Raw genomic sequence first — 12321 nt, 5'->3', positions numbered from 1 at the left:
CATGTTGATCATGCTGGGAATGCTCGGCGTCTTCTACGCCGTCGTCATCTTCATCCTCTACACCACCCAACAGAAGACCTCCCCCACGTTCGACGAGTACTCGGTGGGCGGTCGCAGCTACGGTCCCTGGTACGTCGCGATGAGCTACGTCAACTCGTGGTGGCCGGGCTCGGTGTTCATCGCGTTCTTCGGACTCGCCAGCGGCGCAGGCGTATTCGGACTGTACGGCCTCGCGTACTCCAGCCTCGGTGTCGCCATGATGTACTTCATGGCGACCCGAGCGTGGCGCTGGGGAGCGAAGTACAACCTGCGATCGCAGCCCGATCTGCTCGGCCTGCGCTTCAACTCGCGCGGCACCAAGATCGTTGCCAGCGTCATCGGTATCGTCTCGCTCTTCCCCTGGGTAGTGCTCGGCATGCAGGCACTCGGCGAGGTCTTCCAGATCGCCAGTGCCGGAGCATGGTCGGTCACCACGTGCCTGTTCGTCGGCCTGGCCGTCATCGTCATCCGCCAGTACTGGACCGTCAAGATGGGCATGCGCGGCCTGATCATGACCGACATGTTCCAAGGTCTGGTCGCCTACGTCTTCTCTGCGGCACTGTGCCTGATTCTGCTCTCCGGTGTCGCCGGCGGTCCGATCAGCTTCTCGACCCTCGGAGACGTCGCCGACGAGTACCTGCGCGTTCCCGGCGACGGCGACTCCTACGGCCCGTTCTACCTCTTCGCGCTCATCTTCACCGGTGTCGTCGGATCGCTGTGCTGGCCGACGAGCTTCCAGCGCATCTACACCGCATCCAGTGTTCGCGCAGTCAAGTCCGGCACCATCCGCACCGTGCTGATCTCCGGCGTCTTCTACTCCCTGCTCATGCTCGTCGGCATCGCCGGCACGGTCATTCCCGCCGTCGCCGACTCGCCGCAGACCGGCTGGTTCACCATTGCCGAAAACTACGGCGGGACGTGGCTTCTGGGGCTCGCCGCCACCATGGTGTTCGCCGCGTCCATGGGCCACATCGACGGCAGCGTGCAGGTCTGCGGACTGCAGATCGCCAACGACATCGTCAACTCCGACAAGCGCAAGCTCACCGACAGCCAGCTCACCAAGGTGGCCAAGACGAGCATGCTCGCGTTCATGGCCGCCGCAGCCATCGTCGCGTACGCCACCTTCAACATGACGCGCCTGCAACTCCTCGCGCAGATCTCGTACCAAGGCGTTGTGCAGCTTGCCATTCCGCTGTTCCTCGGCATCTTCTGGCGAGGCGGCAACGGTAAGGGCGCAGTCGCCGGAATGATCTCCGGCTTCACCGTCGCACTGGTGCTCACCGCCATCTTCCCGGACGACATCGTCGGACTCGGCAGCCTCACCGGTGGCGTCGTCGGCATGGCCGTCAACCTGGCCGTGTTCCTCATCGTCTCCAAGGCCACCGGAACCACCGCCGAGGAGAAGGCCCGCGTCGACGAGATGTTCGAGGTCGGCAAGCGTCCTACCCGCACGGCACCGGTCGACCTGTCCTTCGAGGACCAGATCGAAGAACTGGCCACCAACCCCGCACCGGAAAAGATCTGACCGTGACATTTCTCGACGACTTCACCGCTATGTCGCAGTTCGGTGCCACCGCCGCCGGTGGTGTGCACCGCGAGGCAGCAACCGCCGACGACGGTCGAACCAGGCGGTTCCTCGCCGACTGGTTCGACCGGCACGGCTTCACCACCACTGTCGACGCGGTGGGAAACATGTACGGCACCGTCGAATTTGCGCCAGGCGCACCGTACGTCCTCGTCGGTTCGCATCTCGACAGTCAGCCGACCGCCGGGAAGTACGACGGGGCCTACGGGGTCCTCGCCGCAGCCCACGCTGCGTACGAGGTTGTCGAGTGTGTCGAACGTGGCTCGGTCGCAGCACAATTCAACCTTGCGGTGGTGAACTGGTTCAACGAGGAAGGCTCCCGCTTCTCGCCCAGTCTGATGGGAAGCGGGGTCTTCATCGGCAAGTTCGAGGCCGACGACATCCTGAAGGTCACCGACCGTAGTGGTGTCAGCGTGCGGGATGCTTTGTCCGATATCGGTTTCCACGGCAATGATTCCGCTCCCGAGGCCGCCTCCTACGCCGAGATCCACATCGAACAAGGTCCCATCCTCGAGAGCACAGGCACGACGATCGGCATCGTCACCGCCAACTGGGCCGCACGGAAGTACTCGATCAGCGTGCACGGTGAGCAGTCGCACACCGGCGCAACTCATATGGCCCTGCGCCACGACGCGTTGGTCGGCGCATCCCGTATCGTGCTCGCTGCCCGCGATCTCACGACCCAGTTTCCGGAACAGGCGCTGCTGGCCTCGGTCGGCGAGTTCGACGTCGAACCCAACTCCCCCATCGTCGTGCCGTCGAAGGTCACCATGGCCATCGACATCCGGTCCTCCGATCCCGAGGTTCTCGAGCAGGCCCACGAGAAGATGCTTGCAGCAATCGATTCCGTGAACGCCGACGGGGAGGTGCGGGTCAGCATCGACACCTCGGCGCTGCGTCCGTCCACGAGCTACCAGATCGAGGGCGTCGAACTCGCCGAAGAAGCCGCCGAGGCCCTCGGATTGTCGTGTCGACGGATGCTCACCATGGCAGGCCACGACTCGGTGAATCTCAAGGACGTCGTTCCGACGGTGATGCTGTTCGTCCCCAGCGTCGACGGCATATCGCACAGCGAGAAGGAGCTCACCCACGACACCGACCTACTCGACGGCGTGAAGATGCTCGCCGAGACGGTCGCGCGCATGGTGCGCGGCGATATCGGGGTCGGCCTGCCCGTCGAATTCGCCGGCACGAAAGGCACTCGATGAATCCCCTCTTGACGAAGACGATCGCCGAGATTCGCGAGGCGTTCGGCACCGGTGAGACCACTCCCCTACACCTGCTCGATGCCACGCTGGAGCATCTGGCGGCCATCGACCCCGTGATCAATGCGATGGCGTACGTGGATGAATCGGGTGCACGTGCGGCAGCTCAGGCCGCGACCGATCGATTCGTATCCGGTCGCGCCCGGGGCGACTTGGACGGCATTCCGGTGACGATCAAGGACAGCATCCATGCGATCGGCATGCCGTGGCGGCACGGCGTCGCCGCGAATGCGGACCTGCCGATGTCGACCGTCGACGCCCCACCGGCTGCGCGACTGAAGGAAGCCGGTGCAGTCATCGTCGGGAAGACGACCATGCCCGACATGGGGATGATGGCAGCGGGCGTCAGCTCGCTGTACGGAGTCACCCGCAATCCCTGGGACCTCTCGCGCAACACCGGCGGGTCCAGTGCCGGCGCAGGTGCGTCGTTGGCGTCGGGCACCGGTTTCGGTTCTGTCGGTTCCGATATCGCCGGGTCGGTCCGGTTGCCTGCGGGACACTGCGGTCTCGTCGCATTGAAGCCGACGCAGGGCCGCATTCCGCATACCGCTCCGTCGACCATGCGATCGGCCGGTCCGATGGCGCGCACCGTCGACGATCTCATCGATCTCTACGGTGTCATCTCGAGGCCCGATCCACGGGACACGTGGAGCCTGCCCTACGAGGACACCACCGACATACGCGGGGGCCTGGCTCCTGCCGGACTGCGCATCGGCGTCATGCTGGACATGGGCTACGGTCCCACCGTTTCCGACGACGTACAGGCCGTGGTGCGTTCTGCCGCAATGCAACTGAGTGCAGCGGGTGCCGTGGTCACCGAAATGCCGCCGATCTTCGGCTCAGATCCGTACCCGGCGTTGGATCGCCTGTTCCAGGTTCGTGCGCGCACCGAGTGGGAGGCCATTCCCGAGGATCGTCGATCGCGGGTACTGCCCGCGGTCGCGGACTGGGCCACGGCGGCGGCAGAGTATTCGGCGGCTCGGTTCTCGCGCGACACCGATGCGGTGATGCGCTCGCAGGAGACGATTCGGGCGCAGACGGCCGAATTCGACTTCGTCATCTCGCCGGTCATTCCGACGGTGGGTTTCGGGGCCGAAGAGGTCGGGCTCGACCCGGCACAACCATTGGGCCACTGCAGTTTCACCGCGTGGTTCAACCAGACCGCACAGCCTGCCTCGGCACTCTGCTTCGGCTTCAGCGCACACATGCCCGTCGGAATCCAGGTCGTCGGACCGCGGTTCGCAGATCAGGCGGTGCTCCGGCTGACGAAATGGCTCGAGAGCGCACGCGGATTCGAGATGGACTGGCCGACAGCTGTGGCCGCTGACACGATCGGAGCACTGGGATGACTGTCCGACAGACACTGAGCGAGTTGGGTATCTGGGCGACGGGCGACCTGACGCTTGAACCCGGAACCACGATGGCGAGCCCCAGCTGGTGGGGCGCTGACTCCGAGCGCTATTCGGCGCGGGCCGAGGTTGAGGACTCCGGTGCGGGCTCGGCCGCGTACGTGAAGGTGATGGAACCACATGCCCGCGACTACATCGATGTCGCAGCATCGTTCTCCGCTGCAACCGCGGCCGGTGACGCGGGCGTCGGCCCCACTGTCTTCTTCTCCGACGCAGCGTCCGGTGTGCTGGTGATGGAGGATTTCACCGGACTGTGTTCGACCGCAACGCTGGATCTGTTCGACGAGGACACGAATGTCGAGAAGCTCGTGGCGCTGCGGACGTCCGTTCATGGGCTCAGCGGAATCACCAGACGTGCTTCGGTGTTCGAGGATCTGGCGCATGTGCGGGGCCTGGTCGAGCGGGTCGGCGGCGCATTGCCGGCCGACTTCGACTGGATGCTGCGCACTCTCGGGCCCGCCGAAGCGCGAATCGAGAGCGCCGGCGTCGACGCGGTTCCATGTCACGGCGACGGCAATGTCTCCAACGTCCTGGTGCTCGACGACGGCAGCATGCGACTCGTCGACTGGGACGTTGCGGCGCTGATGGATCCGCTGCAGGACATCGGTGCGTTGCTCGCAGAGATCCGCCCGTTCGACACCGACGCACGCGAGGTGTTCGAGATGATGTGGGGGTCGTTCGACAGTGCGCTGTTCGATCGCGCCCGCATCTACGGCATCGCCGACTGCGTGCGGTGGGCCCTCATCGGCTTGTACGCGGACGCGATGAGGCCGGGTACCCACGAGTATTCGAAGTTCTCCGACTGGCAGTTCCTGAGGGCGCGCGCTGGACTGCGCGACCCGCATTTCGACGACCGAGTACGGAATATCTGAGGTGGCCATGAACGAGATCGCACTGGGATCCGCCCACACCGAACCCGAACGGCAGGTGGAGAAAGCCCTCGCCGCTGTTGCGGAGTGGGAGGGACTGAACATCACCTATACCCCGGTACCCGGAGGGTTGATGAACAGCAATTGGCGCATCACCGTCGAGGGAAAACCGAAGCGCTACTTCATGAAGCTCCCCGGTGCCGGAACGAATTCCTTCATCGATCGGTCTCTGGCCAACGAAGCTGCGCGTCGCGCAGGTGCTTTGGACATCGGACCCGAGGTGGTGCTGTTCGATCCAGTGACCGGCGTGGAGGTCATCGAGTTCCTCGAAGGCTATCGGGCGTGCACCAACGGTGACCTCAAGCGCCCGGAGATTCCCCTGGGCATGATCGATCTGTATCGCGTGCTGCATTCGGGAAGCAAGCTCAGCATCACGAAGACGATTTTCGACATGATCGACGAACACCTCGATCAGGTTGCCGAACTCGGCGTGCGGTTGCCGCGTGACGCCGAGGTGATTCTCGCGGAATACGGGCAGGCGAAGAACGCGATGCTGGCGTCCGGTCTGGATCTGGTTGCGTGTCACAACGACCCGATGCCGGGCAACATCCTGATCGGCGACGGTCTACCGATGAAATTGGTGGACTACGAGTTCGCGTCAAACAACGACCGCGCGTACGAGCTGGCCGTGATGATCACCGAGATGTTCTACGGCGAGCAGCAGACGATGGAATTGATCGAAGAGTTCTACGGCAAAGCCGAGTGGTCGATGATCTCCCGGGTGCAGGTGTGCAGCGCGCTCGCCGACGTCAAATGGGGGCTGTGGGGTTGTATGAACCACAAGCTCAGCACCGCATGGGATTTCGACTACCACAAGTACGGAACCTGGAAGCTTGCCCGCGCGCGGATGAAGATGGCGGATCCGCGTTGGGCGTTCTGGCTGCAGGGGTTGTGAGGTGACCACACTCGATCGCGTCGGAGCCCTGAGCGTCAACGGTTTCGATGCATCCTCGGCCGTGGGGCTCAGCACCCGCACGCTCGATCTGGTCGAGCGTCGAAGGCGAGTACTCGGGCCCGCCTATCACCTGATGTACGAGACACCGCTCGAGTTGGTACGAGGCGAGGGTGTGTATGTGTACGACGCCGATGGCACGAGATACCTCGACATGTACAACAACGTGGCCAGCGTGGGGCATTGCCATCCCAGGGTGGTCGAGGCCGTCACTCGGCAGATGTCGTTGATCAACACGCACACGCGATACTTGCACGATGCGGTGATCGGCTACGCCGAGGATCTGGTCGGTACCTTCCCCGACCGGTTGGACACCGCGATGTTCACGTGCACCGGGTCCGAGGCCAACGACCTCGCTCTCCGCATCGCGCGGCACGCGACCGGCCGCCAGGGCATCATCGTCACCGAAAGCGCCTATCACGGCGGGACTGTGGATGTGGCGGCATGTTCGCCGTCGATGGGTCCGGCGTCCGTTCGCGACACTCCGTGGTTGCGGACGGTTCCGGCACCGGATGCGTACCGGGTCGAGGGCGACCTGGGAACGTGGTTCGCCGAACAGGTGCAGACGCAGATCGACGACCTGGCCGCCTCCGGTATCGGTATCGCAGCTCTGCTGATCGACTCGATCTTCGCATCCGACGGGATCTTGCCGGAGCCCACACCCTTCCTGAAGCCCGCGGCAGATGTCGTTCACGCCGCGGGCGGAATGTTGATCGCCGACGAGGTGCAGCCGGGATTCGGCCGGCTGGGCGCGTCGATGTGGGGCTTCGAGCGGCACGGGTTGCTGCCCGACATCGTCACGATGGGCAAACCGATGGGCAACGGCATGCCCATCGCCGGACTGGTGATGCCGAGCTCGTTGGCGGAACAGTTCGGACGAGACCTGCGCTATTTCAACACCTTCGGTGGTAATCCGGTGACCATCGCTGCGGCGCAAGCGGTGCTGGACGTGATCCGAGACGAGGACTTGGTGGCCAATTCGGCCGCGATGGGTGAGCGCATGCTGGCAGGCCTGAGCACGGTCGCTGATCGCGTCGATTCCATCGGGGACGTCCGGGGTGCGGGGTTGTTCGTCGGAGTCGAATTCATCGGCCCTGCAGGTCGACCGGATCCGGCCGAGGCACTGCGCGTAGTCAACGCGATGAAGAAACGCGGGGTGTTGATCTCGGCCACCGGCCTGTACGGAAACACGTTGAAGATCAGACCGCCGTTGACCATCGAGGCGGCGGACATCGACTACTTCCTCGAACAGTTCGCGGCGGTCGTGGCATGACGGGTGGGGCTACCTTCACCGGGCTGCTCGGGCGCTGGACGGCGCGTGACGGGGACTCGTCGGACCTCGTTGCTCGCGAGACCCAGCAGAGCGTTGTGGCAGATTGCTACACTGGCGTTACTGCTGCGGCGATAGGACATCACATGGGCACCACCTCGTCTCTACGTATCGACGACGAACTCTACGATGCGGCAAAAGTGGCCGGATCTGCTGCAAGCCGAAGTGCCGCCCAACAGATTGCCCACTGGGCATTGATCGGCCGTGAGATGGAGCTTTCCCATCGAGTCTCGGCACGCGATATTGCCGATGTGCTCGCAGGTAAGGCGCGCTATGACGACCTGACGCCGCACAGGCAGGCCGTCGTTCGCGCGGAGTGGACAGAACAGATCGAATCCGTGACGGAGTCGCTCGACTTCGAGAGTGAATTCACTGCAGAAGGTCGCTCGTACGTCGAGTCCGACGAGCACGGCAACGCCGAGTGGAGAAACCATCGATAGAGCGCGCTCCCGAGACAGCCCATCGTGACAACACCGATCTCGGACCCGGTACTTCATCTACTCGCTGGGCCCAATGGTGCCGGCAAGAGCACCTTCAACGCGCGAGTACTGTCACCCGTCACGCATCTTCCGTTTGTCAATGCCGACGAGATCGCGCACGATCGATGGCCCGGCGACGAGTCTGCGCACGCCTATGATGCGTCGAAAGTTGCTGCCCAGCTGCGTGCGGAATTCCTCTCGGCACGATCGTCGTTCGTCACCGAGACCGTCTTCTCGCACGAGTCCAAGGTCGAACTGGTCCAGTCTGCCGTCAGCGCAGGCTATTTGGTGACGCTGCACGTCATCGCAATTCCCGTCGAAACGGCTGTGGCCCGAGTGCAAAACCGCGTCGATCAAGGCGGTCATTCGGTCCCGGAGGCGAAAATTCGCGAACGTTACGACCGGTTGTGGCCTCTCCTTCGCTCTGCGGTCGAGATGGTGGATCGCGCTCAGGTGTACGACAATTCATCAGCGCGACGCCCATTCCGCACGATTGCGCGGTTCGATCGCGGTCACCTCGTAGGACAGGCCGAATGGCCCAGCTGGATGCCACCGGCCCTGCGTTCGTAACCTCCCTGTCCCGCTGATCGCATTCTGCACATCTCGCCTGAATAGGAGCGATCGAGAGACGGTTGGCATATCAGCCTGCGATCGACTGCACCGGACCCAACGAAGTCAGTGTTCTTTCGGCAACGCGTTCGAGCTGATGCCGCGTTGCGCCGTCCCGGGCGCGCTGCGACATGCCTTGAATGATCACGCCGATGAATTCCGCGACGTCGACGGGCTCCCATGACAGAGGCAGGATGCCGTCGGCGATGTTCTCGGAAATGCGTTCCGCAAGCAGGGATACGTTGGCATTGCGCATGTCCCGCAATCGATCTGCGATGCTTCGATTGGCGTCGGTGACACCGACGGCCGAGCTGATGATCAGACAGCCACCCGGACAGGACTCGTCCGTGTAGTGCAAGGCCGCGTCGTACAGCAGTCTCGAGATCAGCTTGGCCGCGTCGGGCTCCTCGGCGAACGCACGCTCCATGAAGTCGCCTCGAGTGGCGAGATATCGCTCGATCGTGGAGAAGAACAACCCTTCCTTGCCACCGAACGCACCGTAGAGACTGGGCGGATTGATGCCCATCGCGCTGGTGAGCATTGAGACGGAAGTGCCCTCGTATCCATGCTCCCAGAAGGCGAACATCGCCTGATCCAACGCCGAGTCGACGTCGAACTTCCGGCCCTGTCCTCGTACGCCGGCCATCGGCCCTCCACATCTCGATTCGTTCTCGCAACTGTGATTCATCGTACTCCTGTAGCGATCGTTAAATGAATCGCCTAGCCTTCGACAGAAGGTTCGGTTCTCCGTAGAACGAAGGGGTAGGGAATGGTCGCCGAGACACGCAATGCATCGCCCGCGGTCAACGCGAACGTCGCCATCGTCTGGATGCTGCTCGCAGTGTTCGGAGTGGGAACCGTCGAATACCTCGTCGCCGGAGTCCTTCCGGACATCTCCTCCGATGTCGACGTCGGGAATTCGACTGCGGGCCTGCTGATCACGATCTATGCCGTCACGGTCGTCATCGGCGGTCCGCTGCTCACCATCGCCACCACCCGTGTTCCGCGAACACCGCTCATCGCCGCAATGATGGCCTTGTTCATCGTCGGCAACATCGGAACCGCATTGGCCCCGAATTTTGCGACCCTGGTGATATTCCGCGTCATCACTGCGCTCCCCCACGCCACGTTCTTCGCGCTGTGCCTGGTGTTGGCAACGTCGTTGGTGGAGCCGGAGTTTCAGGGCCGAGTGATCGCCCGCGTGACGCTCGGCCTCAACCTCGCGACCGTCCTCGGAGTTCCGCTGGGAACGCTGATCGGCTCGCAACTCGGCTGGCGCTGGTCGTTCGCCATCGTCGCGCTCTTCCAACTGTTCGTCACCGCCGCTCTGATCCCCTCGACCCGACGAGCAGCACCGTCTCATCAGACCGGCAGTGCCACTTCGGAACTGAGCGTGTTCACCCGAGGTCCGGTGTTGTGGGCCATCGGCCTCACCGCGCTGAGCCAGGCCGCACTGTTCGTGGTGTTCACCTACATCGCGCCCTACCTCACCGATCACGCCGGAATTTCCGCGTCCACCGTCACCATCGTGCTGTTCGTCTTCGGCGTCGGCTCCGTCGTCGGCAATCAGCTCGGCGGGTACTTCGCAGACAAGGCACTCGACAAGACGCTGTACACGGCACTGACGGCTCTTGCCGTCGCCCTGCTCGTACTGTTCCTCTTCGGCAGCACGCCGTGGTTCGCGTTCGCCTGGATGTTCGTCGTGGGTGCTGCCGGATTCTCGATCATTCCGCCGCTCGCCTCGAAGCTGATCGGTGCGGCCAGTGAAGCACCACACCTCGCCGCCACGGTCAACATCGCCGGGTTCCAACTTGCGAACGCGGCGGGTGCTTGGATCGGATCGATAGCGTTGTCGGGAGGCAACAGCGTCTCGGTCCTGCCTGCCATCGGCGCTGTTCTGGCCTCCGGTGCGGTGGTACTGCTGTTCGTCACTCGTCGCACGTCCAGGATGCCCGAGGTTAACGCTTGAGGACGCATGCATAACACTCGATCGGCGTTCTTGGATGCCCACTCTTCGCTTCTATGCCTGAGAAGCCAGGCATAAGGGCTATCCACCTGATGCTTCACGATGTAGGCTCCGATATGCATGCCTGCGCAAGCACAAGGAGTGGCAATGGCCGAACCACGACGACGAGCCCGGAAGCACTCCGGCGAGCTGGCCGGAGCCTTCGTCGCGCGTCGACATCAGCTGCGCATGACTCAAGCCGAGTTAGCGCTACTCGCAGGCGTGGGGCGCTCGACAGTCCAGGCGCTCGAGGGCGGAAAAGATACGGTGCAGCTCGACGGCGCGGTCGCTGTCGCGGAAGCGCTAGGCTGCGAGATCACATTGCTCACGCGCGCCGGATCGCCTGTGCCCCCAATGGACCCGACATGATCCCAGCATCCGAGCTGCGGGATGTCGATGCAGCCGATGTCTACAAGGGCGGTCTTCTCGCCGGCTCACTGACGCGTGTGGGGAACGACGTCGTGTTTCGCTACGACAGCGATTACCTCGACAACGCTTCTGCGCCGGATCTCGCGTGGTCGATTCCGAAGCCGTCACTCGAGACGCGGGCATCGGGCGGTAGCGTCCCTGCCTTTTTCGCAGGCCTGCTGCCCGAAGGTGTTCGTCTCACCGGCGTGGTGACAGCTACCAAAACGTCCGAGGACGACCACTTCACGCTGCTGCTGGCAGTCGGATCGGACACCATCGGGGACATCAGTGTGCTTCCACGCGATCAACAGATGTCGTTGGCGGGCACTGCATTCGATTCGAGGCACCAAGTTCCAGATCTTCGTCGCCTCTTCGATTCCCTGTCCACTGGTGAGTCGGTGAGCCAGGATCCGTCCGCTCTGCCGGGAGTTCAGGGCAAGGTGTCCGCGCAAATGTACTCGACCCCGGTGTCGACTACGTCCGGCCCTGCCATTTTGAAGCTCGCTCCACCGGCGCGACTTCCGCGTTTGGTCCAGAACGAGAACTTCTTCATGAACCTGGCAGGTAGATGCGGACTTTCGGTGCCCGAACATCGCGTCATCGAAGACAACAAGGGAATCAGCGGTCTGCTGGTGGCGCGATTCGACCGGATCGGTGAACAACGGCTACCGCAAGAGGATGCGTGCCAAGTGTCCGGGCTCTATCCCGCGTCGAAGTACCGAATGAAGACCGAAGCGGTGATTGCGCTGCTCGCCGACACAGTCGAGCGCGGCGGCGGTTCCGCGCGCCAGGCCACCGCCGAACTTCTTCGCTTGACGGCCTATTCGTATGCGATCGGAAACGGGGACCTGCACGGCAAGAACTATTCGATACACCAGAACTCTCGGGGAATCTGGTCGATCACACCCGCCTACGACCTTCTGTGCACGCAGCCCTACGCGTCGTGGAGCGATCCGATGGCATTGAACTTCTACGGGCGCGCGAACCGTTGGACACGTGCGCATTTCGTCGAGTCTGCAAGTCGCCTGGGAATGCCGGAACGTGCGACACGACGCATACTCGACGACGTCTGCGCTGGCGTTCGAGACGGAATCGATGAAGTCGATGTGATCGGATTCGATGACAAGCAAACTCGTCAGTTGAAGCAGCTACTCGATCAGCGCTGCACCGAGCTGTCCTGACCTCGACCTGTGGTTGGAGTTCGACGCCAGACCAGGTGCAGTGGCCTGGGTCAAGAACCGACAGGTTGGCGCAAAGTATTCTCTCGCTCGATGTCGATGGATCGTCGTATATCGGCCTTCGCCCGAATGG

General features: G+C 63.1%; 12 protein-coding genes. 11 read left to right on the top strand and 1 reads right to left on the bottom strand.

Going from position 1 to position 12321, the window contains the following annotated elements; translation table 11 throughout:
* The first annotated feature begins 1 nt into the window (after position 1).
* The 8 genes from CH256_RS04035 to CH256_RS04000 all read left to right on the top strand — a co-directional run bounded on the left by CH256_RS04035 (position 2) and on the right by CH256_RS04000 (position 8558).
* Positions 2-1564 (top strand): sodium:solute symporter family protein, encoded by a 1563-nt coding sequence (locus tag CH256_RS04035; protein WP_094668938.1) that lies wholly within the window; start codon positions 2-4, stop codon positions 1562-1564.
* A gap of 2 nt (positions 1565-1566) precedes the next feature.
* Positions 1567-2832 (top strand): M20 family metallo-hydrolase, encoded by a 1266-nt coding sequence (locus CH256_RS04030; RefSeq protein WP_256989358.1) that lies wholly within the window; start codon positions 1567-1569, stop codon positions 2830-2832.
* Entirely contained in the window at positions 2829-4238 is a 1410-nt protein-coding gene (locus CH256_RS04025) for an amidase (protein ID WP_094668937.1), read from the top strand. The genes CH256_RS04030 and CH256_RS04025 overlap by 4 nt, the downstream gene beginning before the upstream one ends.
* Entirely contained in the window at positions 4235-5170 is a 936-nt protein-coding gene (locus tag CH256_RS04020) for a phosphotransferase family protein (RefSeq protein WP_094668936.1), read from the top strand. The genes CH256_RS04025 and CH256_RS04020 overlap by 4 nt, the downstream gene beginning before the upstream one ends.
* A gap of 7 nt (positions 5171-5177) precedes the next feature.
* Positions 5178-6122 (top strand): choline kinase family protein, encoded by a 945-nt coding sequence (locus CH256_RS04015; protein WP_094668961.1) that lies wholly within the window; start codon positions 5178-5180, stop codon positions 6120-6122.
* A gap of 1 nt (position 6123) precedes the next feature.
* The gene (locus CH256_RS04010) at positions 6124-7452 is read left to right on the top strand and encodes an aspartate aminotransferase family protein (protein WP_256989357.1); all 1329 of its coding nucleotides are present in this window, start codon (positions 6124-6126) and stop codon (positions 7450-7452) included.
* 143 nt (positions 7453-7595) lie between these two features.
* On the top strand, positions 7596-7949 hold the full coding sequence (locus CH256_RS04005; protein WP_094668935.1) for a TA system antitoxin ParD family protein: 354 nt from the start codon (positions 7596-7598) through the stop codon (positions 7947-7949).
* Positions 7950-7973: 24 nt separating this feature from the next.
* The gene (locus CH256_RS04000) at positions 7974-8558 is read left to right on the top strand and encodes a zeta toxin family protein (protein WP_256989356.1); all 585 of its coding nucleotides are present in this window, start codon (positions 7974-7976) and stop codon (positions 8556-8558) included.
* A gap of 70 nt (positions 8559-8628) precedes the next feature.
* Here the strand turns inward: CH256_RS04000 and CH256_RS03995 are convergent, their stop codons facing one another.
* Complete coding sequence (locus CH256_RS03995; protein ID WP_094668934.1) at positions 8629-9243, bottom strand: TetR/AcrR family transcriptional regulator; 615 nt, start codon at positions 9241-9243, stop codon at positions 8629-8631.
* A 123-nt stretch (positions 9244-9366) separates the two neighbouring features.
* Between CH256_RS03995 and CH256_RS03990 the strand changes: the two genes are divergently transcribed.
* The 3 genes from CH256_RS03990 to CH256_RS03980 all read left to right on the top strand — a co-directional run bounded on the left by CH256_RS03990 (position 9367) and on the right by CH256_RS03980 (position 12191).
* On the top strand, positions 9367-10566 hold the full coding sequence (locus CH256_RS03990; RefSeq protein ID WP_094668933.1) for an MFS transporter: 1200 nt from the start codon (positions 9367-9369) through the stop codon (positions 10564-10566).
* 117 nt (positions 10567-10683) lie between these two features.
* On the top strand, positions 10684-10971 hold the full coding sequence (locus CH256_RS03985) for a helix-turn-helix domain-containing protein (RefSeq protein ID WP_306438700.1): 288 nt from the start codon (positions 10684-10686) through the stop codon (positions 10969-10971).
* Positions 10968-12191, top strand: coding sequence for a type II toxin-antitoxin system HipA family toxin (locus tag CH256_RS03980; RefSeq protein ID WP_094668931.1), 1224 nt, complete (start codon positions 10968-10970; stop codon positions 12189-12191). The genes CH256_RS03985 and CH256_RS03980 overlap by 4 nt, the downstream gene beginning before the upstream one ends.
* The last annotated feature ends 130 nt before the right edge of the window (positions 12192-12321 follow it).

Source organism: Rhodococcus sp. 05-2254-6 (assembly GCF_002258565.1).
Lineage (GTDB): Bacteria > Actinomycetota > Actinomycetes > Mycobacteriales > Mycobacteriaceae > Rhodococcoides.
Note: the sequence above shows the minus strand (reverse complement) of the source record. Positions and strands in the feature narration are given on the sequence as shown.

Coding starts and splice junctions, on each gene's coding strand:
- CH256_RS03990 (WP_094668933.1), top strand. CDS start 9,367: ATGGTCGCCGAGACACGCAATGCATCGCCCGCGGTCAACGCGAACGTC.
- CH256_RS04020 (WP_094668936.1), top strand. CDS start 4,235: ATGACTGTCCGACAGACACTGAGCGAGTTGGGTATCTGGGCGACGGGC.
- CH256_RS04015 (WP_094668961.1), top strand. CDS start 5,178: ATGAACGAGATCGCACTGGGATCCGCCCACACCGAACCCGAACGGCAG.
- CH256_RS03980 (WP_094668931.1), top strand. CDS start 10,968: ATGATCCCAGCATCCGAGCTGCGGGATGTCGATGCAGCCGATGTCTAC.
- CH256_RS04005 (WP_094668935.1), top strand. CDS start 7,596: ATGGGCACCACCTCGTCTCTACGTATCGACGACGAACTCTACGATGCG.
- CH256_RS04025 (WP_094668937.1), top strand. CDS start 2,829: ATGAATCCCCTCTTGACGAAGACGATCGCCGAGATTCGCGAGGCGTTC.
- CH256_RS03985 (WP_306438700.1), top strand. CDS start 10,684: ATGCCTGCGCAAGCACAAGGAGTGGCAATGGCCGAACCACGACGACGA.
- CH256_RS03995 (WP_094668934.1), bottom strand. CDS start 9,243: ATGGCCGGCGTACGAGGACAGGGCCGGAAGTTCGACGTCGACTCGGCG.
- CH256_RS04035 (WP_094668938.1), top strand. CDS start 2: ATGTTGATCATGCTGGGAATGCTCGGCGTCTTCTACGCCGTCGTCATC.